Source organism: Lactobacillus sp. wkB10 (assembly GCF_000760615.1).
In the GTDB taxonomy this organism is placed as follows: Bacteria; Bacillota; Bacilli; order Lactobacillales; family Lactobacillaceae; genus Lactobacillus; species Lactobacillus huangpiensis.
Genome location: NZ_JRJB01000006.1, coordinates 1 through 22,160 on the forward strand (window position 1 = coordinate 1; position 22,160 = coordinate 22,160).

A 22,160-nucleotide genomic window follows, 5' to 3' on the forward strand; every position below is an offset into this window, starting at 1 on the left:
TCCATTTTCAAAGTAGTTGAATATTTAGTCATGAAAAAAGTGCTCCTAATAGTCAGATTAATGTCTAACTATTATGGAGCACTTCAAAATTTGAGGGTATTATTTTGGCTAGAATTTTTTTAATGAAGAGAGTCAGAAAGAAAACAATTAAAAAATTAAGCTTCGTTCCACAGGTAGACTAATAGGTACGTAATTAAATCATATTATTAATAGCAAACTTGTAAATAATTTTTATAAACTTGTTTAATCAGATTAGTCACTGTATCTAGATTAATGCTTAAAGGCAACGTGTCAAGATATCCAAAGCCAAATGTTGTATAAATATCACTTTCAATTGGAATATAATTTAAACTTTTATCAGTCTTATCAATTCCATACTCTGGTAAAATACCACATTTGTTTTCAGCTTTAATAAATAAAGTCATTATCATCATGTCGTCAGCATATTCAATGTTACTTCTGCCTATTTCATCAATTATTTTGTCATGTAAATGTTGTTCGGTTTGAAGATAATTCCTAATATTTCCTAAAATGAGAGGCACATTCTTTAAATCAGAAATTTTTATCGATTTGTAATTCCTTACAAAACTCTTTGAAGAAGTAATTAAGTAGTAATTACTCTTGGTCAAAGGATAAAACTTCACATGTTTTTCTCCTTCAAAGCAGTCTTCTTCCCCGAAAACAATGCTAGTGTTGCCATGAATCAAACCATTTAAAATATCATCTAGAAAAACTTCTTTAACGTGTATATCCCAAGTTGGAAATTTTTTGTGAATTGCTTTAATTAATTGTGGCATAAATATTTTGTCTGCATAGGTATTTAAATATCCTAAAGTGAATTCTTTTCCATTCTTTTTAAGATTTAATCTCGCTATATCCATTGAATGAACTATATTTTTTGCTATTCCAAAAAAATATTTACCTTCTGGAGTTAAAGACACACTTCTGGTAGTTCGTTGAAATAGTCGACAATCAAGGTAATTTTCCAACTCTTTAATTTGTTTTGAAACTGTGGACTGAGACATATTTAATTTATTTGCAGACACAGAAAAATTACTTGTATTTGCAACAGTTAAAAATATTTTTAATTGTTCAATATTCATTATTTATTCCTAAATGTAATTAATTATTCGAATATCAGTTTAGATAGTGCTTACGTAAATGATAACTTAAATTATGTGAATTTTCTAATTAGGAGGAAAAAATGAATAAGAAACAAAATGTTTATCCTTGGGTGGTTACAGTAGCTATGGGATTGACTATGGCCGCTATTGTAGATACATATTCAGGGGTTATTGGCGTATTTCTAACTCCAATAGCTAAATCTATGCACGAACCAATATCAGTAATATCAGTATTCTACACTATATTGGTCGTTGTAATGGCCGTTGTAATCCCTTTTGTAGGAAAAATTATTCAAAAAGTAAAATTAAGTTGGGAACTACTAATCACAGTCATAATAACTGCTTTAAGTGCCTTTATGATTGCTAATACTAAAAACTTAATAGTCTTTTACTTATTGGCTGGAATACTTGGAATTTGTATGGCATTCGGAGGTTTGGTAGTTCAAGGCATGGTAATAAATAATTGGTTTGAAAAAAGAAGAAATTTTGCTTTTAGCTTGAGTTCAGTTATAGAAGCGATTTTTATAGCTATTATGACACCAATAACATCTATTTTAATTCAGAATCTAGGATGGAAACATGCTTTTCTATTTTTAGCCATTTTGACATTAATTTTAGGTATACCTTCTGCCTTGATTGTTAAATTAAAACCTCAAGAGGTAGGATTATTGCCTTATGGTGCTTTAGAAAAAGAAATTGTTTACGAAAAAAATAATGGAAATATTAATAATAACGCTCAGCTTTCAACTAAGAAGTTAATTGTGTCTGGAGCTTTTTTAATAACAGTCCTTTTCACTATTTTAGTCCAATTTTCTGGGAATATTACTCAGTTGTTTCCTACATATGGTGTTGTAACTGGTATAGGGGCTACTAATGGAGCTTTAATGACTTCTATTGTTTCAATAGTGGGTATAGTAGTAATTCCGTTAATAGGATTGTCTTGCGATAAATTCGGGCCCAACAAGGCCTTACCATTTTGGCTAATATTAGGAATAATATCATATATTATTCTTTGTATGGCAACACAAATGAAATCAGTCACTTTGTCTCTTCTTGGCTCTGGTCTGGTATGTTCAGCATATGGCCTATTTGGCTCTGGACAAGAAATTTTTGCCAAGTATATGTTTGGCAAGGAATTTGAGAAGGGATTTTCACTTGTGACTTCTATTTCATATTTTGTAGGGTCCTTTATTATGCCAATTTTAAGCGGAATCTATGAACTTTCCGGTTCATTCTTAGCAGTATTTTTGTTTTGCATTTTAGCCGCTTTTTTGATGATACTTTTAGTAATTATAGGTAAAAAGAAAAGAATTAAATAAAGAAAGGAAATATTTATGAAGAATAAATATGATGTAGTAATTCTAGGAGCTGGATTATCCGGCTTTTGTGCGGCAGTTGAAGGAATAGATTCAGGTTTATCTGTTTTACTTTTAGAAAAAGGTAAGTCTACAGGAGGATCAGGAAATTATGTTGAAGGAGTATTTGCTGTAGATTCTGAATTACAGAGAAAACAAAATATAACAATTAATAAAAATGAAGTACTAAAAGAAGAAATGGATTATTCCCATTATCAAGCTAATCATGATATGTGGAAGAAATATATTGATAGGTCAAATGAAAACATTACCTGGCTTCAAAATCACGGAGTTGAATTTGACCAAGTTGCCAGTCTAGGAACTGGTATAAACACGTGGCATTTGTTTAAAAGCCTTGGCTATAACGCAATACATTCTGGTCTTGAACCATATGCAAAATCAAGAGGGGTCGTTATCAAAACTTCAACAAAAGCTATAGATGTGCATAAGAAAAACACCCATGAATATGAAATAACTTATAGAAATCTCGGTGCAAATGTAGAAGAAAAAGTTATTACTAATAACTTAGTTTTTGCTACTGGTGGTTATATTAATAACGATGAGCTGATAAAAGAAACTCTTTTTAAAACAAAAACCAACATCGTACCAATGAATTCTGGTAAGAGTACTGGTGATGGTCTGAAAATGGCTTGGTCATTAGGGGCTCAAAAGTATTTTACGGGAATGAAAATGAAGTTTGGCGCTCAACTTGTAGATTCCAAAATTCCACCGTATAAACTATGGGAATCAAATCTTGGGGGTTTGGTTATAAGTGCCCAACCCTGTCTCTGGGTTAATGAAAATGGAGACAGATTTATAGATGAAAATCATGGTGTTGATGATTGGGCAAGCCAAGGAAATGCAATTAGCAGACAAGAAAAAACTTTTGTCATTTTAGACCAAAAAATAATCGATTACTTAACAGATGTTTCAATAATTAAGGATATGCATCCTTTTTATACTAAGCCTACTATACCAAACTTAAGAGCTGAAATTAATGGGTATGTAAAAGTTAAAGCTCAATTTATGAATATTGCAGGTTCAATTTATGACCTTCAAGAAAAAATCAAAGCCAATAATCTGGTAAAAACTATTAACAGATATAATGAATTGGCTACTAAGAAAAAGGATTTAGATTTTGGTAAGCCGGCAAAATATTTATATTCATTAGAAAGAAAGCCTTTTTATGCTGTAGAGGTAGCTTGTGGAGCTTATACAACCGGTGATGGCTTAAAAGTCAATCTTGAAAACCAAGTTTTAGATGAAAATGGAATGGCAATTGAAGGAGTTTATGCAATTGGAAGTGATGGTTCAGGCATTATGTATGGCGATACTTATGGAGTTGAAGTTCCTGGCAGCCATGCTGGATATTGCGTTTTTTCTGGTCGAAATGCAATAAAATCATTACTTTTGAATAAGGCCAAAGATGCTTCAGACTAATAGTCTAGCTTATAAATTAAGCACATTGACATGCAAAATCAATGTGCTTTTTGTATAAAATATATATTTAGTATTTATCTGCATTTACCTAAAATCTCTTTTACCTTTGACCACCAAATATGAAGATCATATGCTGAAGTGAAAGAAAATATCCATGTCAGGATCCAGGTCCCAAAAAATGTTAGAAACGGATGATAAACGGCATGATAACTCATATTTAGTCCGCGCCAAATCAGTTGATCCCAAAATACATTTGATAAATATGCTTTATAGGCATAGGATGCTAAAAAGTGAAAGACTTTCAAGCAAGTTTTAGAGTTGTGTCTAATATTAAATAAACATAATGCAGCTACTAAAGCTATAACGGCTAAACAGTAAAATGTCATAGACGGCTTATAATATGGGGCATTTGCAAAAAGAACCGGATGACCAAATCCGTGAAATTCGAAATTAGTCCATAAAAAGCATGCAACAAAACCAACTAAGATCAGCCACCAAAACTTATATAGAAACGTATTGACATAGTCTCTAAATTGCCAGGCCAATACACCATAGATACCATAAATAAAGAAAGAAATAAAGATACGATCTAGCAGATACCAGTTCTTTTCTTGTGGACCATGAAAAACGTAAAAGTCATAAAACCAGAGCCATGCAAAATATAAAACAAAAGTAATAGCGGCAACTAGTAAACCACGTTTAACATTGTTACCAACATAGCGGCTAATAGCCCAGAAAATAGGCATTAAAATTATAAATTGCAACATCATTGTGTTATACCACAGATGAGGAGCAGCATTACCGTTGACAAATTGCCAGCAAAACGTACCAAAATTATTAAACTTTCTTATTTGCTGGAGCCAGGGCAATCCCAATAAGTAGATCAATGTCCACCAGATTGTGGGAACAAACAAATTTGACCAGTTTGCTCGCAAGTGTTTTTGATATGAAAAATCCCCTGCTATATCGTTAGTACGAATTGTTGTATACAAAATACCAAATATAAATGCAGGGGCAGTGTACTTAACCAAATTATACATAACGCCAAAAATATCTTGCGTTTTATATGGTTGTCCCACTCCCATAATTAAGGACATTATTGGTTGCGCCATAACAGCAGTGCATGCGAATACTTTTAAATAGTCTCCTATGTCTGCAATTTTGAATGATGCATATGAATACTTTTCCATTTTCTGGTCTGAAAATTCCTTTTCTTTTTAGCTTAGTTTTTTTAAAGCTTCAATTTAGTGTAGAGTTAGTTTCTATTATAAAACTCAAAAAGATGATATCAAAATAGCCGATAATTATCCTTTTTTTGTGATGATAAATTGCTTAATTGAAAAAAGGTTTGGATTAGTATACTTTTGCGTGTTGGGCAAGATCTTTTTCATATTTTTGTTTTATTTGATTGTCCAGAAACGAAATTAGCAATAAAACAAATAGGTGATTTCTTAATTCCCGTATCAAATAGTTGTTTAGAGTGAATATTTGAGATAATGTATTTAGGTTGTTTGCAGTAATTATTGTGATTTTATGAAAGAGTGTCATGAAAAATTATTTAAGCATTGATATTGGCGGAACTGAAATTAAATTTGCAAAATTAGATTATGCTGGGAATATAATCGAAAAAGACAAAATTGCTACTGTTAAAAATAAATCTGAATTTTTAGCTAAAATAGATCAAATTGTAATACATTATATTTCAGATATAAAAGGCTTGGCTTTTTGCTCTCCTGGAAAAATTGAAAACACTAAAATCAGATTTGGTGGTTCATTACCTTTTTTGGATGGAATTGATTTTGCAGAAATTTATGGAAAAAAGTACAGGATTCCAGTAGCGGTAATAAATGATGGCAAGGCCAGCGTTTTAGCAGAAAATTGGTTGGGTAGTCTAAAAGGTGAATCGAATTGCGCTGCAATAACCCTTGGAACCGGTGTTGGTGGGGGCATAATAATTAATGGTCATCTATTGCGCGGCACACACTATCAAGCTGGTGAATTAAGTTTTATGATTAATGATTTATCGCAACCTAAAGATATGGAAGGTGCCGTAGGAAGTAATGGTTCTGGTGTGAATTTTGTTAAATCAATTAATCGTAAACTAAAACATAAGAATGTAAATGACGGATTGCATGCTTTTGAAGCAATAAAGTCCGGTAATAGAGAAGCTGTGGAGATTTTTAATGATTATTGTTTAAAAGTAGCAACTTTAATTCTTAATATTCAAACAGTAGTAGATTTAGATAAAATAGCCGTTGGAGGCGGTATAAGCGCACAACCAATTTTAATTAGCGGTATAAATAAAGCATACGATAAATTAGTTAATAATTATAATCCAATCATTGGTGATACTTTGATTAAACCTGCAATCGTTTCTGCTCATTTTAGAAATGATTCAAATTTATACGGATCGCTTTATAATTTATTGCTTCAAATTAATAAGGAAAATAAATATTAGTTTTATCAAAATCTCGAAGTTGATTAACTTCGAGATTTTTTAAGAAATTTCTCTCTTTTATTTCTAAGTCCACATTTGCCCTTTTTATATGGTAGAATAACTAAAGTTAATAGAGGAGGTTGTCATGACTAAAGTTAAGTATAAGCGAATAGTTTTGAAAATTTCTGGTGAAGCTCTTGCTGGTGATGAAGGAACCGGTATAAATCCTACAGTCATCAGTCATTTGGCAAAGGAGATTAAATCTGTTCACGATTTAGGAGTTGACATTGGAATCGTTTGCGGTGGCGGTAATATGTGGCGCGGAGAAACTGGTGCAAAACTTGGTATGGAACGTTCGCAGGCTGATTATATGGGGATGCTTGCTACTATAATGAACGGCTTGGCTCTTCAGGATGGATTGGAGCACGTGGGAGTACCGACTAGGTTGCAAACATCAATTGAAATGAGACAAATAGCTGAACCATATATTAGGAGAAAAGCTATTCACCACATGGAAAAAGGACGTGTAGTTATTATGGGTGGTGGCACTGGTAACCCCTATTTCTCAACTGACACAACTGCTGCCTTAAGAGCTGCAGAAATAGGTGCTGATGTGATCCTAATGGCTAAAAATGGAGTTGACGGAGTTTACTCTGCTGATCCAAATGTTGATCCACATGCCAAAAAATACAGTGAACTTTCACAACTAGATATTATTTCTAAAAACTTAAAAGTCATGGACAGAACTGCCAGCTCACTATCTATGGATACCAACATTCCTCTAATTGTATTCAACGTTAATACTGAAGGTAATATTAAAAAAGTGGTATTGGGTGAGAATATTGGAACAGTAATCGGAGGGAAAAATAATGAATAATGACGCAATCAAAAAAGCTCAAGATAATATGAAAAAATCAATTACTGTTTTTGAAAAAAACTTGAGCTCTATTCGTGCTGGTGTTGCTAACGCAGCTTTACTTGATGGAATAAAAGTGGACTATTATGGTGCTCCTACTCCATTAACGCAAATGTCTAGTGTTACTATTCCTGAGCCACGCGTGTTATTAATTACACCTTATGATCAGAACAGTCTCGATGATATTGAGCATGCACTCTTAGCATCAAATTTGGGTTTAACGCCAGCAAATGATGGAAAAGTCATCCGACTTGTTATTCCGCAATTAACAGGTGAAAGGCGTCAAGAAATTGCTAAAGAGGTCAACAAAATGGCCGAAGAAAGTAAAATAGCAATCAGAAACGTTCGTCGTGAAGCTATGAATAGTCTTAAAAAGCAGCAAAAAGATGATGAAATCACCGAAGATGAACAGCGCAATTTGGAAAAGAAAGTGCAAAAAGTTACTGACGATGCAACAAAGCAGATTGACCAAATTGCAGAAGAAAAACGTAAAGAGATTACCCAGGGCTAATAAATGGCAGATAAAAAAAATCAGTTAAACCATTTAGCTATCATTATGGATGGTAATGGTCGTTGGGCAACAAAGCAAGGCAAACCACGAATTGCAGGTCATTACGAAGGTATGAACAACGTAGAAAGAATAACTTTGGCAGCCAACCAATTAGGCATCAAAGTTTTATCCTTATATGCGTTTTCTACTGAAAACTGGGGTAGACCTAAAGAAGAAGTAGCATATCTAATGAACTTGCCAGTACGCTTTTTTGATAAGTTTATGCCAACCTTAATGAAAGAAAATGTCAAAGTAAACATTATGGGCTACTTAAATGAATTACCTTCTAAAACCTATGATGTAGTTCAAAGAGCAATGGCTGAAACTGCTCATAACAGTGGCTTGATTTTGAACTTTGCTTTTAATTATGGTTCACGAAGGGAAATTACTACAGCAGTAAAGGAAATTGCAACTCTTGTTGAAGCGGGTAGTATTACAAGTGATGAAATTTCTGAAAAAATGATTTCGCAGAGATTGATGACTGCAAGCTTTGGTAAATACAGTGATCCAGATTTATTAATCAGAACTTCTGGTGAGCAAAGGATTTCTAATTTCATGTTATGGCAATTAGCATATTCAGAACTTGCTTTTAGTGAGAAAAACTGGCCTGATTTTACTAGAGAAGATCTAGAAAAATTTGTTATTGATTTTCAAAATCGTCATCGACGTTTCGGTAAAGTCGATGAATCAGATAGTTAGGTAAATATATGAAACAACGTGTAATCACAGCAGTTATTGCTTTAATTTTATTTATTCCTATCGTCATAGTTGGCGGACTTTGGATGGATTGGCTCACCGTTTTGTTTGCGGCCGTTGGTATCAGTGAATTCTTTTTAATGAAAAAACAAATATTGGTTTCAGTAAACTTTCTACTAGCTTTACTGGCCACCATTATTTGGGCAGTTCCTGATAGTTTTCTCAAGTCAATGCCGTTTCATTGGACAAAATACGGCATTTATTTTGCTTTGATAATGTTAATGCTAACTTGGACAGTTTTAACTAAAAATAAAACTACTTTTGATGATGTAGCGGTTTATACATTAGGCTCATTATATGTGGGAACCGGCTTTCATTACATGGCAAGTATTAGAAACGCAAACAATGGTCTTGCACTGCTTTGCTACGTTTTTGTTGTAGTCTGGCTGACAGATACAGGAGCCTACATGATCGGGCGTAAAATTGGTAAACATAAGTTGTGGCCTGTAATTAGTCCTAATAAAACATGGGAAGGCTCAATTGGTGGCACAATTTGTGCTGTAATTTGTGCCACAATTTATGTTTACTTTGTTAATCTGAACCATTCACAAGTTGAAATGATTATTTTTGCTCTTATATTATCAATTGTTGGACAAATGGGTGATTTGGTTGAATCTGCTTATAAGAGATACTATGGGGTAAAGGATTCAGGCAAGATATTGCCAGGTCATGGTGGAATACTTGATCGCTTTGACAGCATGCTCTTTGTTTTACCTGTTTTTGCTGCTTTGATGGGAATCATACACTAGGGGGATTTTTGTGAAAGGTATACTTATCTTTTTAGTAGTATTTGGAATATTAGTTTTTGTCCATGAATTCGGGCACTTTATTGTTGCTAAAAAGTGCGGTATTTTAGTACGTGAATTTTCAATAGGTATGGGACCAAAGCTTTTCCAAGTTAGACGCAATCCAACTACTTATACGATTAGGTGGCTCCCGCTAGGCGGATATGTCCGTTTAGCAAGTAAAGATGACGAAACTGATTTAGCGGCAGGGATGAGAGTGGTTTTACAGCTTAATCAACAGAAAGAAGTTGTAAAAATTGATGCCTCTGAATCAGATATACCGATTGAAGGAATACCATTACAAGTTACGGCATTTGATTTGGTAGATAAACTTTTTATTTCTGGATATGAAAATGGTGAAGAAGATCGATTAGTCACATACAAAGTCAATCATGATGCTACAGTTATTGATCATTCAAAAACTGAGTTAATTATTGCACCACGTGATACACAGTTTCAAGAAGCCAATGTGTGGCAGAAACTAGCTACCAATATTGCTGGACCATTAATGAATATAATTCTAGGTTTTGTCGTTTTTTTAATTTGGACATTTACTGTTCCCGGTCCTGCAACTACAGAAATAGCAGAAGTGACACCTAATTCACCTGCAGCTGTTGCAAAAATTGAGCCGGGTTCAAAAATTTTGGCTGTTAATGGTCACAAAATATCGTCTTTCGAACAAATTTCGGAAGAAATATATCAGAACAAAAATAAAAAAATTAATATCTCTGTTATTAAAGATAAGCAAAAAAAAGTAGTAAACGTTCAACCAAAAGCAGTAAAAATGCAAGGTCAAAAAGTTTACCAAATCGGAATTAGAGCAAAAAGCGATGAAAGAATCGGGGCTAAATTTAAGCGTGGATGGAATACGGCTGTTTCCACTACGGGAATGATTTTCAGTGCAGTTGGTGGCTTATTCCGTCATTTTAGTTTAAATAAGCTTTCTGGACCTGTGGGTATCTATTCCCAGACATCACAGGTTTCGCAAATGGGTTTTACTTATATCTTAGCTTTTTTGGCAATGATTTCAATTAACTTGGGAATCGTGAATCTAATTCCTGTACCGGGTCTTGATGGTGGCAAGTTTTTGCTAAACATTATTGAAATTGTGCGGGGCAAACCGATATCAGAAAATCATGAAGCCATGGTAGAACTGGTTGGCTTCGGTTTATTATTAGTTTTAATTATTGCTGTAACTGGTAATGATATCTACCGTTACTTTATTAAATAAAATATTAATTTTGGGAGAGAGAATTAATGCGACAATCTAAATTATTTATGCCAACTTTGAAGGAAGCACCAGCTGATGCTGTTGCTGAAAGTCATAAATTGATGCTGCGAGGTGGATACGTTCGTCAAGTTACAGCGGGTGTTTATGCGTATTTGCCTTTAGGGTACCGTGTTCTAAGTAAAGCTGAACAGATAATGCGTGAAGAAATGGCAAAAATTAACGTGCCAGAAATGGCAATGCCGGATCTTTTACCAGCAACTTTATGGGAAGAATCAGGCAGATGGCAAAAATATGGTCCGGAAATGTTTAAACTTAAAGACAGACATGGTCGTCAAAGCCTGCTAGGACCAACTCATGAGGAAACATTTACTGATATTGTCGCAAAAAATTTAAAAAGTTATAAGCAAATGCCGATAGCTCTTTTCCAAATTCAATCAAAGTTTAGAGATGAAAACAGGCCTCGTTTCGGTTTGCTTAGATCACGTGAATTCATCATGCTTGATGCATACAGCTTTGCCGCTACTAAAGAACAGCTTGATCAACAATTTGAAGATGAGAAAAAGGCTTTTACAGCTGCGTATCATCGTTGTGGCTTAAAAGTTACTCCGGTTATAGCCGATTCAGGAACTATGGGAGGAAAAAATTCAACTGAATTTCAGGCTCCAGCTGCCATCGGTGAAGATACTATTGCTACGAATGAAACAGGAACATATTCAGCTAATCTAGAAATGGCTTGCAGTATTGATACGTTCAAGCAGAAAGAGGAACCGTTAAAACAAGTTGAAGAAGTAGCTACTCCTGGTCAAGAGAGTATCGCTGATTTAGTTAAATTTTTAAATATTCCGGCAACTAGAATTATTAAGAGTGTGCTTTACGTTGCTAATGAAAAAGAAAATATCCTAGTCTTAATCCGTGGTGATAAAGAAGTCAATGAAGTAAAATTAAAGCATTTACTTGATGTTGATTCACTAAGAATCGCTACTGATGAAGAATTGGCAAACATAACCGGCGTTGGCAAAGGTAGCGTTGGTCCAATTAAAGCTGATTGGGCTGATAAAGTAGTAGCAGATAATACTGTTAAAAATCTTTATAATGTTGTAGTAGGTGCAAATAAATCTGGTTACCAAATTAAAAATGTGAATTTAAATCGTGATTTTACTCCAGACATATTCGGTGACATTCGTGTTGCTAATGAAGGTGAACCAGATCCAATTGATCATTTACCATTAAAATTCACAACTTCTATTGAGGTAGGACACATTTTTAAACTGGGAACTTATTATACAAAAACTATGGGTGCAAATTTCCTCGATAAAAATGGTAAAGCTCAACCTGTTATAATGGGTTCATATGGTATTGGGGTTACAAGAGTTTTATCTGCTGTGATTGAACAGCATTTGACTAAAAATGGCGTGGCCTGGCCTAAAGAAATTGCACCATTTAGCCTGCACATTGTTCAAATGAAAATGAAAGATGAAGGTCAAACGACTTTGGCTCAAAAACTTGAAGAAAAGTACAGTGCTAAGTATGATGTATTGTATGATGATCGTAATGAACGGGCAGGAGTTAAATTTGCTGATGCTGACTTGCTGGGAGCTCCAGTGCGAGTAACAGTTGGTAAAAAAGCCAGTGAAGGAGTAGTCGAAGTTAAACGGCCTACTGATGAAAAAGCAACTGAAATGACAGTGTCCGAGTTAGACGATTTTATTAATAAAGAGTTAGGATAATTTTCGTGACTGATAAAAATAAACTATTTTTAAGGTTATTGGAGCAAATCAAGTTTCCGCAAGAATTTGCAGATAATGATTTGTTGCAAAAGGGCGAAATTGAGAACGTGGATGTCTACGCTAAAGAACACAGGTGGGATATCCATGTTCTTTTTACTACACCATTAAAGTTTGAAACTTTTAATGCTTTAAATAAGGCTATAACTGCTAGCTTTTCCTCTTTTGTCAATATTCATTTATATGTTCGTTCACAGGATGGAGCAGATGATTATTTAACTGACTATTGGCAGTTCGCGGTGCAAAATTCTCGGGCCTTACAACCAGTAGCACGAGAATTTATTTCTAGTCATAAGCCTAAAAAGGAAAATGGTCGCTGGATAATTCCAGTTGATAATTTAGTGGTTGATGGACTGCTGGAGCAAAAAATGCTTGATGAACTTGCGGAAGAAATGAGAAATTTTGGTTTCTTTAACTTGAAGTTTGTAACTGAAATTGATGATGAAAATTCCAAAAATAATTTAGCCAGTCTTCAGGAGCTGCAAGAGCAACATGAACAAAATATGCAGGAAGAATATGATTCGGCTCCAGCACCAGAAAAGCCAAAACAAGCAACCTATTCTACAAAAAAGACTCGTTATGGCAACCGCAAATTGGATGATAGTTTACCTGTAACTCAAATTAAGGAAGTAATTGATGGAAGTAGAAATATTGTAATAGAAGGTAATATTTTTAATATTTCAAGTCGAGAATTAAAAAATGGTTCAATTATATTTACAGGCGAAATAACTGACTACACTGATTCAATTTCATTTAAAAAGTTTGTTTCCGATAAAGAGCAAATTGAAAATATGACAAAAATAAAACCGGGAACTTGGGCTAAAATGCAAGGATCAGTAGCTGAAGACCAGTGGAGTCATGACACTGTTTTTAATATTTCTTGTTTTGAAATTGTAGAGCATGTTGGCAGAACTGAAAAATATCAGGGTGATGAAAAAAGGGTCGAGCTACATCTACATACAAATATGAGTCAGCTTGATGCTACAAATACCGCAACTGACTTTATCATGGCTGCTAAGAAATTTGGTCAAAAAGCAATAGCTATTACAGACCATGCTGATGTTCAAGCCTTTCCTGAAGCATATAACGCAGGTAAAAAGAATGGTGTCAAAATAATTTACGGTTTAGAAGCTAATATGATTGATGATCATGCATTACTGGTTCTTAATCCGGCTTCAATGACATATAAAGATCGTGAATTTGTTATTTTTGACGTTGAAACGACAGGTTTGTCATCCGTTTACGATACCATTATTGAAATCGGTGCTGTAAAGATGAAAAATGGGGAAGTGCTGGAGAGGTTTGATAAATTTATTAATCCCCATCATCCATTAAGTGAACAGACCATTAATTTGACATCAATTACTGATGAAATGGTAGGAGCAGCTGATGATGAAGCTGTGGTTATTAAGCAATTTCAGGATTTTTATGGTGACCGTCCGCTTTGTGGTCATAATGTTCAGTTTGATGTTGGTTTTGTCAACGCAGCTTTGAAACGAGCTAACTTAGAAGAAATTACTCAGCCGGTAGTTGATACTCTAGAAGTATCACGGTTGCTTCATCCAGAACAAACCAGACATACGTTAGATTCTCTGGCCAAAAAATATAATGTTGTCCTCGAGCATCACCATAGGGCTAACCAAGATGCTGAAGCAACAGGCTATTTAATGTTTAAGCTCTTGGATGCGTTTGTCAAAAAGTATCACGAAGATGATTTAGGTAAAATGAACGATTATGCTGCTCAGGGTCAAGTTTTTAAAAGAGCCCGGCCGCAACATATGACTATCTTAGCTAAAAATCAAGCTGGTCTTAAAAACATGTACAGACTGGTTTCTATTGCAAGTACCAAAGATTTTTATCGGATCCCACGTACTCCCAAATCAGATTTGGTTAAGAATCATGAAGGTTTGCTATATGGTTCTGGATGCTCTGAAGGCGATGTTTTTGTTGCAATGATGCAAAAAGGCTATGACGAAGCTCGTAAGAAGGCACGCTTTTATGATTACCTCGAAATTCAGCCACCAGCAAATTATTCAATTATGATTGAAGATCATTTGATTGCTGATGAAAAAGAACTTGAAGAAATTCTGACAAATATTTACAAATTGGGTAAGGAATTAAATAAACCAGTAGTTGCCACAGGAGATGCACATTATCTGGAAGAACATGATGCTATATATCGTACTATTTTGATTTCTGCTCAACGCAGCAATCCTGACAGGAACAAAAAACAGCCTGACATGCATTTTTACACTACTCAGGAAATGCTAGATGCCTTTAGCTTTTTAGGTGCAGATATTGCTAAAGAAATAGTAATTACTAATCCTAATAAAATTGCTGAGTCAATTGAAGAAATTTCACCTATTAAAGACGGACTTTACCCACCACACATTGACAACGCTGATGAAGAAATGAAGCGTTTGACATATGACAAAGCACATGAGCTATATGGAGATCCACTGCCAAAGATTGTTCAAGATAGACTTGATATGGAACTCAATTCAATTATTTCCAATGGTTATGCTGTAATTTATTTGATTTCTCAAAGACTAGTGGCTAAGTCGAATAAGGATGGCTATTTGGTTGGCTCACGTGGTTCCGTTGGCTCTAGTCTGGTGGCTACAATGTCGGGTATAACTGAAGTCAATCCATTGGCACCCCATTATCGTTGCCCAAAATGTAAGTATTCGAAATTTTTCGAAAACGGTGAATACGGGTCTGGATATGACTTGCCAGATAAAAAATGTCCTAAGTGTGGAGCTGAACTGGTTAAGGATGGGCAAGATATTCCTTTTGCAACGTTTTTGGGATTTCACGGTGACAAAGTTCCTGATATCGATTTGAATTTCTCGGGTGACTATCAGCCGGTAGCTCATAACTTTATTCGAGTAATGTTTGGTCCCGATAATTCTTATCGAGCAGGTACAATTGCCACTGTTGCTGATAAGACAGCTTATGGTTATGCTAAACACTATGATGAAGAAAAAGAATTGAATCTGCGTAATGCTGAACTTGATCGTTTAGCAGCTGGTGTCAGTGGAGTTAAAAGGACTACCGGTCAGCATCCTGCAGGTATTGTTGTCGTTCCTGATGATATGGATATCTATGACTTCACACCCGTACAATATCCTGCAGATGATGTCAATGCTGCGTGGTTGACAACACACTTTGATTTTCATTCCATTCATGATAATATCTTGAAATTTGATATTCTAGGTCACGATGATCCAACTATGATTAGAATGTTGCAAGACCTTTCCGGTGTTGATCCTTTAACAATTCCACCCGATGATCCAGGAGTAATGTCGCTTTTTTCAAGTCCTAAAATTTTAGGTGTAACGCCTGAGCAAATTCAATCAGAAACTGGTACTTTAGGTGTACCCGAATTTGGCACAAAATTTGTACGCGGTATGTTAGAGGAAACAAAGCCGACTACATTCTCCGAGTTACTGCAAATTTCTGGCCTATCCCACGGTACTGATGTCTGGTTAGGAAATGCAGAAGAGCTTGTTAACAACGGCACTTGCAAACTAAAAGATGTTATTGGTTGTAGAGACAACATCATGATGGACTTGATTCACTGGGGAGTTAAACCCGAAGTAGCGTTTTCAACTATGGAATCAGTTCGTCATGGTCGGGGAATAAGTGATGATGATATGGCAGTTCTACAGAAAAATGATAAAATTCCTGACTGGTACATTCCGTCTTGTCTCAAAATCAAGTATATGTTTCCGAAAGCACATGCGACGGCTTATATATTAATGGCTTTAAGAATTGCCTGGTTTAAAGTTTACTATCCTGAAATCTACTACACTGCTTATTTCTCAGTACGGGCTGATTTATTTGATTTAGTAGCTATGAGTCATGGTAAAAACACGGTAAAAAAGGCAATGGCTGATATTCAAAATCAAGGAAATGATGCGTCTGCAAAGGATAAAAGTCTTCTGACAGTCCTAGAAATTGCTAATGAGTGTTTAGAGCGTGGTATTAAGATAAAAATGGTTGATATTAATCAGTCTGAAGCTACTAATTTTAAAATTATTGATCAGCATACAATTTTAGCACCATTTAACGCAGTTCCTGGTCTGGGAAATAATGCAGCCAAACAAATTGTTGCTGCAAGAACTGAGCAGAAATTTTTGTCAAAAGAAGATTTGGCAAACCGTGGAAAAGTATCTCAGTCAATTATGGATTATTTAGAAAATAATGAAGTTCTAACTGGAATGCCGGAGCAGAATCAACTTTCACTCTTTTAAAATTTTGCAGTATTAATATAAATGTGATATACTTCTTAAAGAAGTTCGAATAAATAATTCGGAGTGAGCAATTGTGCTCACTCTTTTTATTACGGAGGAAAGTACTTGGCGAAAGTTAAAGATTCTGTTCTCAAAGAAATTAAACCAATTATTGCAGAACGCAAAGATGAGTTTATTGATATAGAATACGTTAAAGAAAAGGGTCAAAACTATTTAAGAATTTACGTTGATAGAGAAAATGGTATTGATATGGATGAAATTGCAGGGTTAAGTGAATTATTATCTGAGAAGCTTGATCAAATACAACCTGATCCATTTCCTGATCCATATATTTTGGAAGTTTCTTCTCCTGGTATTGAAAGACCAATAAAAAACAAAGATGATTGGGAAAAAGCTTTAAATGAGTATGTGCATATAAAACTATACCAGAAAGTTGAAGGTGAAAAAGAATATGAGGGAACTTTAAAATCTTATAATGATAGCGAAATCGAACTTGAAATAAAGATAAAAACTAAAAAGAAGGTTTTATCACTTCCCCGTAAAGCAATTGCAGGCATTCGTTTCGCAATTGAGTTTTAGAAAGGTTGATTAAAATTTATGTCTAAGGAAATGCTTGAAGCGTTCGCTACACTCGAGAAAACAAAGGGTATAAAGCAAGACGTAATTGTTGAAGCGATAAAAGCAGCGCTGGTTGCAGCATATAAGAAAAATTATAATCAGGCAACGAATGTAATAGTTGAATTTGATGAACGTAAGGGCGACTTTAAGCTGATGACTGAAAAGACTGTCGTTGAAGAAGTTCATGATGAACGTTTGGAAATCAGTTTAAAGAATGCTCTGACAATTAATCGGGCTTATGAACTTGGTGATAAAATTCGTTTCGAAGTTGCACCTAAAAATTTTGGTCGTATTGCTGCACAAACTGCTAAACAAGTTATTATGCAACATTTGCGTGAGGCAGAGAGAAATCATATTATTGATGAGTACTCTCAGTATGAAGATGAATTAATAACAGGAACTGTTGAAAGACGTGATAATCGTTTCGTTTATGTTAAAATTGGTAATGTTGAAGCAGTAATGCCACGTAATGATCAAATGCCTGGTGAAAGCTATAATCCCCAAGATCAGATTCGGGTTTTGGTTACTCATGTTGGTTCAGATTCAAAAGGCGCTCAAATTACGGTTTCACGTACCGCACCTGATATGGTAAAGAGATTATTTGAACAAGAAGTACCTGAAATTTATGATGGAACTGTTGAAGTGGTCTCAATTGCTCGTGAAGCAGGGGACAGAACCAAGATTGCAGTGAAGTCAAATGATCCTAACATTGATCCTGTAGGAACATGTGTTGGTCAAAGAGGTGCCAGAGTTCAGAATGTGGTTAATGAACTTGACGGTGAAAACATAGATGTAGTTAAATACGAGGAAGATCCGTCAGACTACATTGCTAATGCCTTGAATCCCGCTGAAGTGATTGCTGTTCAATTTGGAGATGAGGAGGAGGAAAAAAGTGCTTTGGTAATTGTTCCGGATTACCAGTTGTCGCTTGCAATTGGTAAAAAAGGACAGAATGTACGTTTGGCTGCCAGATTAACAGGATATAAGATTGATATTAGACCAGAATCTGAAGTAGAATTTGTTGACGAAAGCACTGATCAGGCTGAAAAAGAAAATGAAGAAGCTGAAACTAATAATTTAGCTGATGATGGTTCAAAGTCTTCTTTACAAGAAAACAGCGATTTTGCTGAGAGCGAAGAATCTGATGAAGATCCAGCTTCTGAAGAGGCTGAACCAGAAGATGAGCTTCAGGATAACATTTCTGATGGTGAAACAGTAGATTCTACTGAAAATTAAAGCAAGAGGTGAAACTTTTTGAAAAAAAGAAAGATTCCAATGCGAAAAGATTTGTTGACTAATACCATGCAGCCAAAAAAAGAATTGGTGCGCATAGTAGTCGACAAGGAAAAGAACATTTCTGTTGATCCTACTGGTAAAAAACCTGGTAGGGGAGCATATGTTTCGCTTGATCCAAGTCAGATCAAAAATGCTCAAGAAAAGGGCTTAATTGAGCGGAGTTTAGGAACTAAAGTGCCTAAAGAGTTTTACCAGGAGCTTTACTCATATGTTGACCATCAAAAGGCAAGAAAAGAATTGTTTGGTGATAAGTAGATTTGCAAAATAGACAAAAAGCACTAAATTTGTTGGGATTAAGTCAAAAGGCCGGAAAATTAGTTTCAGGCACTGAAATTGTTTCAATTGGCGCAAAAGCCAAAAAGGTAAAACTAATTATTTTAGCCCAAGATAGTCATGCAGATACTACTGCAAAGATCTATAAAGTTGGGGAACAAAATAATATACTTGTTATTAACAAATTTACTAGTAATGAAATTTCCCAAGCGATCGGAAAAAAGCGAAAAGTTTTAGGAATTACTGATACTGGTTTCTGCAAAGCATTGTTACAAAAAATAGACGAAGGAGTGTGATTTGATGGCTAAAACAAGAATTTATGAATTGGCAAAAGAATTAGGCATCGATAATAAAACTGTGGTCAATAAGGCGAAGGACCTGGGACTGGATGTTAAAAATCATATGTCATCACTTGAAGATTCACAAGTAAATCAATTAAAAGATAGTTTCCGTAGCTCCGCTCCCGCGCAAAAGCAAGAGAAACCCGCGAAAAGGAGCAGTAAAATCAAAATTTCCGTTACCTCAATTCGCAAAAATGAAAAAAAGCATGAGGAAAATAATAATAACAAGAATACCAAAAGGAGCAACAACTTTCACCGATCTAACAATAGATCAAGACAAGCTCAAGATCGCAATAAGCAACATACTAACCCAAGCCAAAAGACTTCAAAGCCAGTAGCACAAGACTTATTAAAGCAGTTAAAGCAAAAACAACGTGTGGATGAAAAGAAATTAGATCGTCAAAGTGAAAGAGTCCAGAAGTCTTATAATGAAGATCAAACGACTGTCAAAAAATCTTCTGGAGAGGATAACAAAAAAACCACAAAATCAGAAAATAAAGTTGTCAAAGTTGAAACTACAGCTCCTAAAGTCACTGGACCAAAAATAATTAAGCCTTCGCCAGCCAGAATGAAGAATACACAAAAGGCAAGCCCAGTTAATAAACCTAAAGCTTTAGATACAAATGCTGCACCTGAACCTGCAAAAGAAGAAAAACGTCGTGGCAATGGTCACGGTCGCAATTCTGGTAAACCTGGCAGAAAAGGTAAAAATCAAACTTTTGGTACCAATAATTACTCAAAGCATCAAGAAAAGCGTAAAAGAAAGAATAAGAAAAAGCAGTTCGAACAGGTACCAAAGAAACAGCCAACCCAGAGAAAAGAACGTCCGTTACCAGAGACTCTGGTATACGAAGTTGGCATGAATGCTCAAGATTTGGGGAAACTGCTTCATCGTGAACCAGCTGAAATAGTAAAGAAACTATTTATGTTAGGTGTGATGACTAACCAAAATCAGTCTCTTGATAAAGATGCAATAGAATTAGTAGCTGCTGAATATAATATTAATGCTCAAGAAAAAGTTCATGAAGATATTTCTGATATTGATACCCTTTATGACAAGAGAATGAAAGCTTCTATGAAATCCAAGCATCAAATCAAACGGCCACCGGTTGTAACAATAATGGGACACGTTGACCATGGTAAAACAACCTTGCTTGACCGATTACGTCATACTCATGTTTCTGCTCATGAAGCTGGTGGAATCACACAGAAAATCGGTGCTTATCAGGTAAGAGTTGATAATCATCCAATCACATTTTTAGATACTCCTGGACATGCGGCATTTTCTAACATGCGTGAACGTGGTGCTGAAATTACAGACATTGTTGTACTCGTTGTAGCTGCCGATGATGGTGTTATGCCACAAACTGTTGAAGCAATTGATCATGCTAAAAGTGCTAAAGTCCCAATCATTGTTGCAATTAACAAGATGGATGTTCCAGGCGCTAACCCTGAACATGTTACTGAACAGTTAATGAAATATAATTTAATTCCAGAAAATTATGGTGGTGACACTATCTTTGTTAACATTTCTGCTAAAACAGGTGAAAATGTAGATGAACTTTTACAAATGATTCTTTTACAAGCAGATGTGATGGAATTAAAAGCTGATCCGAACCAAAAAGCTATCGGTACAGTTATTGAGGCTCGCCTTTCCCGTGGGCGTGGACCAGTTGCCGACCTTTTAATTCAACAAGGAACCCTAAAAGTTGGTGATCCAATTGTTGTTGGAAATCGCTTTGGTAGGGTTCGTGTAATGACAAATGATCGTGGTCGACAGGTAGAAAAAGCTACGCCGTCAATGCCAGTTGAAATTACCGGGTTAAATGATGTGCCAGAGTCCGCTGATAAGATAGTTGTCTTCGATGATGAGAAGACCGCCAGAAGTGTTGGTGAACAAAGAGCACAACAGGCTTTACAACAATCTCGTGAAAATGTACAACATGTTACTCTTGATAACTTGTTTGACACGATGAAGAAAGAAAACATGAAAGAAGTAGGCGTTGTCTTAAAAGCAGATGTACAAGGCTCAGTGGAAGCATTGCAGCAATCGCTTGAAAAGATAGAAGTCGAAGGCGTTCGTGTTAATATTATTCATGCAGGCGTAGGTGCTGTAAATGAATCTGATGTTACATTAGCTGGAGCTTCAAACTCCTTCATCATAGGTTTTAATGTCCGTCCGACTGCTACAGCTAAATCTCAAGCCGAAGCTGATGGAGTAGATATCCGACTATATAGTATTATTTATAAGGCAATTGATGATGTTAAAGCTGCTATGAAGGGTATGCTGGAACCAACGTATGAAGATAAGGTTGTGGGCAACCTAACTGTACGCGAAACTTGGAAAGTTTCTAAAGTCGGTACAATTGCTGGAGCATTTGTTGATTCTGGATATGTTTCAAAAGATTCTGAAATTAATTTGATACGTGATGGAGTTGTGATCTACACCGGAAAAGTCGCATCACTCAAACGATTTAAAGATGATGCCAAGATTGTTAAGCAAGGATTTGACTGTGGTTTAACAATTGAGGGTTATAATGACATCAAGATTGGTGATGAGATGGAAGCAGTTGAAAAGCAGGAAGTTAAACCTGAATAAATTAACTGGGAGGAAAGCATGAAACACAGAATAGGTCGTGTTGAAGGAGAAATCCTCCGTGAATTAACGAAAATTTTACGGAAAAATATTCGTGATCCACGAGTTAATGATGTTACAATTACGGCGGTTGAATGTACAAATGACTTATCATATGCTACTGTATATTACAGTATTCTTTCTGAGGACTCTAAAAAAGAAGAAGAAGCTGCTGCTGGTTTAAATAAAGCTAAGGGAATGATGAGACATTTGTTAGGACAGGTTCTAACTGTCTATAAAGTTCCTGAGTTAATTTTTAAACGAGATAATTCAGTTAAATATGGTAGTAAAATTGATCAGTTAATTGCTGAAGTAAAAAAGCAGGATGCAAATCGCAATAATTAAGAAAAGCGCTGTGAGGCG

18 protein-coding genes are annotated in these 22,160 nt (G+C 35.3%); 16 read left to right on the top strand and 2 right to left on the bottom strand.

Features of this window, described 5'->3' with window-relative positions:
• Positions 1 to 206: 206 nt before the first annotated feature.
• Positions 207 to 1,103, bottom strand: a complete 897-nt coding sequence (locus LACWKB10_RS04855; protein WP_034979499.1) for a LysR family transcriptional regulator — start codon at positions 1,101 to 1,103, stop codon at positions 207 to 209.
• A 101-nt stretch (positions 1,104 to 1,204) separates the two neighbouring features.
• Between LACWKB10_RS04855 and LACWKB10_RS04860 the strand changes: the two genes are divergently transcribed.
• Together LACWKB10_RS04860 and LACWKB10_RS04865 are read left to right on the top strand one after the other, a co-directional pair.
• Positions 1,205 to 2,443, top strand: a complete 1,239-nt coding sequence (locus LACWKB10_RS04860; protein ID WP_034979502.1) for an MFS transporter — start codon at positions 1,205 to 1,207, stop codon at positions 2,441 to 2,443.
• 15 nt (positions 2,444 to 2,458) lie between these two features.
• A complete protein-coding gene (locus tag LACWKB10_RS04865) occupies positions 2,459 to 3,919 on the top strand; it encodes an FAD-binding protein (RefSeq protein ID WP_052060287.1) in 1,461 nt (486 codons plus the stop codon).
• Positions 3,920 to 3,993: 74 nt separating this feature from the next.
• Here LACWKB10_RS04865 and LACWKB10_RS04870 read toward each other — a convergent pair whose 3' ends face one another.
• Positions 3,994 to 5,109, bottom strand: coding sequence for an acyltransferase family protein (locus tag LACWKB10_RS04870; protein WP_034979505.1), 1,116 nt, complete (start codon positions 5,107 to 5,109; stop codon positions 3,994 to 3,996).
• Positions 5,110 to 5,465: 356 nt separating this feature from the next.
• Here LACWKB10_RS04870 and LACWKB10_RS04875 point away from each other — a divergent pair, with 356 nt between their 5' ends.
• The 14 genes from LACWKB10_RS04875 (at position 5,466) to LACWKB10_RS04940 (ending at position 22,142) form a co-directional block, all read left to right on the top strand.
• Positions 5,466 to 6,377: an ROK family protein gene (locus LACWKB10_RS04875; RefSeq protein WP_034979508.1), complete on the top strand. Its 912-nt coding sequence runs from the start codon at positions 5,466 to 5,468 to the stop codon at positions 6,375 to 6,377.
• A 124-nt stretch (positions 6,378 to 6,501) separates the two neighbouring features.
• The gene (gene pyrH / locus LACWKB10_RS04880; RefSeq protein WP_034979511.1) at positions 6,502 to 7,233 is read left to right on the top strand and encodes a UMP kinase; all 732 of its coding nucleotides are present in this window, start codon (positions 6,502 to 6,504) and stop codon (positions 7,231 to 7,233) included.
• Positions 7,226 to 7,783, top strand: coding sequence for a ribosome recycling factor (gene frr, locus LACWKB10_RS04885; RefSeq protein ID WP_034979514.1), 558 nt, complete (start codon positions 7,226 to 7,228; stop codon positions 7,781 to 7,783). The genes pyrH and frr overlap by 8 nt, the downstream gene beginning before the upstream one ends.
• Positions 7,784 to 7,786: 3 nt before the next feature.
• Positions 7,787 to 8,521, top strand: coding sequence for an isoprenyl transferase (locus LACWKB10_RS04890; protein ID WP_034979517.1), 735 nt, complete (start codon positions 7,787 to 7,789; stop codon positions 8,519 to 8,521).
• An 8-nt stretch (positions 8,522 to 8,529) separates the two neighbouring features.
• The gene (locus LACWKB10_RS04895) at positions 8,530 to 9,327 is read left to right on the top strand and encodes a phosphatidate cytidylyltransferase (RefSeq protein ID WP_034979520.1); all 798 of its coding nucleotides are present in this window, start codon (positions 8,530 to 8,532) and stop codon (positions 9,325 to 9,327) included.
• Positions 9,328 to 9,337: 10 nt separating this feature from the next.
• Entirely contained in the window at positions 9,338 to 10,594 is a 1,257-nt protein-coding gene (rseP, locus tag LACWKB10_RS04900; RefSeq protein ID WP_034979522.1) for an RIP metalloprotease RseP, read from the top strand.
• 26 nt (positions 10,595 to 10,620) lie between these two features.
• Positions 10,621 to 12,321: a proline--tRNA ligase gene (locus tag LACWKB10_RS04905; RefSeq protein WP_034979525.1), complete on the top strand. Its 1,701-nt coding sequence runs from the start codon at positions 10,621 to 10,623 to the stop codon at positions 12,319 to 12,321.
• Positions 12,322 to 12,326: 5 nt separating this feature from the next.
• Entirely contained in the window at positions 12,327 to 16,634 is a 4,308-nt protein-coding gene (locus tag LACWKB10_RS04910; RefSeq protein ID WP_034979528.1) for a PolC-type DNA polymerase III, read from the top strand.
• Between the two features lie 105 nt (positions 16,635 to 16,739).
• On the top strand, positions 16,740 to 17,213 hold the full coding sequence (gene rimP, locus LACWKB10_RS04915) for a ribosome maturation factor RimP (protein ID WP_034979530.1): 474 nt from the start codon (positions 16,740 to 16,742) through the stop codon (positions 17,211 to 17,213).
• Positions 17,214 to 17,231: 18 nt separating this feature from the next.
• Complete coding sequence (gene nusA / locus LACWKB10_RS04920) at positions 17,232 to 18,488, top strand: transcription termination factor NusA (RefSeq protein ID WP_052060288.1); 1,257 nt, start codon at positions 17,232 to 17,234, stop codon at positions 18,486 to 18,488.
• 18 nt (positions 18,489 to 18,506) lie between these two features.
• Positions 18,507 to 18,803 carry an RNase P modulator RnpM gene (gene rnpM / locus LACWKB10_RS04925; protein WP_141639320.1) on the top strand — a complete coding sequence of 99 codons (297 nt, stop codon included), beginning with the start codon at positions 18,507 to 18,509 and terminating at the stop codon, positions 18,801 to 18,803.
• Between the two features lie 2 nt (positions 18,804 to 18,805).
• Positions 18,806 to 19,117: a ribosomal L7Ae/L30e/S12e/Gadd45 family protein gene (locus LACWKB10_RS04930; RefSeq protein ID WP_034979533.1), complete on the top strand. Its 312-nt coding sequence runs from the start codon at positions 18,806 to 18,808 to the stop codon at positions 19,115 to 19,117.
• A gap of 4 nt (positions 19,118 to 19,121) precedes the next feature.
• A complete protein-coding gene (gene infB / locus LACWKB10_RS04935; RefSeq protein WP_034979536.1) occupies positions 19,122 to 21,761 on the top strand; it encodes a translation initiation factor IF-2 in 2,640 nt (879 codons plus the stop codon).
• Positions 21,762 to 21,779: 18 nt separating this feature from the next.
• Positions 21,780 to 22,142 (top strand): ribosome-binding factor A, encoded by a 363-nt coding sequence (locus tag LACWKB10_RS04940; protein WP_034979538.1) that lies wholly within the window; start codon positions 21,780 to 21,782, stop codon positions 22,140 to 22,142.
• The last annotated feature ends 18 nt before the right edge of the window (positions 22,143 to 22,160 follow it).

Excerpts from the sequence above, each read along its gene's own strand:
- LACWKB10_RS04855 (WP_034979499.1), bottom strand. The coding sequence starts at position 1,103 with ATGAATATTGAACAATTAAAAATATTTTTAACTGTTGCAAATACAAGT.
- LACWKB10_RS04860 (WP_034979502.1), top strand. The coding sequence starts at position 1,205 with ATGAATAAGAAACAAAATGTTTATCCTTGGGTGGTTACAGTAGCTATG.
- LACWKB10_RS04865 (WP_052060287.1), top strand. The coding sequence starts at position 2,459 with ATGAAGAATAAATATGATGTAGTAATTCTAGGAGCTGGATTATCCGGC.
- LACWKB10_RS04870 (WP_034979505.1), bottom strand. The coding sequence starts at position 5,109 with ATGGAAAAGTATTCATATGCATCATTCAAAATTGCAGACATAGGAGAC.
- LACWKB10_RS04875 (WP_034979508.1), top strand. The coding sequence starts at position 5,466 with ATGAAAAATTATTTAAGCATTGATATTGGCGGAACTGAAATTAAATTT.
- pyrH (WP_034979511.1), top strand. The coding sequence starts at position 6,502 with ATGACTAAAGTTAAGTATAAGCGAATAGTTTTGAAAATTTCTGGTGAA.
- frr (WP_034979514.1), top strand. The coding sequence starts at position 7,226 with ATGAATAATGACGCAATCAAAAAAGCTCAAGATAATATGAAAAAATCA.
- LACWKB10_RS04890 (WP_034979517.1), top strand. The coding sequence starts at position 7,787 with ATGGCAGATAAAAAAAATCAGTTAAACCATTTAGCTATCATTATGGAT.
- LACWKB10_RS04895 (WP_034979520.1), top strand. The coding sequence starts at position 8,530 with ATGAAACAACGTGTAATCACAGCAGTTATTGCTTTAATTTTATTTATT.
- LACWKB10_RS04905 (WP_034979525.1), top strand. The coding sequence starts at position 10,621 with ATGCGACAATCTAAATTATTTATGCCAACTTTGAAGGAAGCACCAGCT.
- nusA (WP_052060288.1), top strand. The coding sequence starts at position 17,232 with ATGTCTAAGGAAATGCTTGAAGCGTTCGCTACACTCGAGAAAACAAAG.
- infB (WP_034979536.1), top strand. The coding sequence starts at position 19,122 with ATGGCTAAAACAAGAATTTATGAATTGGCAAAAGAATTAGGCATCGAT.
- LACWKB10_RS04940 (WP_034979538.1), top strand. The coding sequence starts at position 21,780 with ATGAAACACAGAATAGGTCGTGTTGAAGGAGAAATCCTCCGTGAATTA.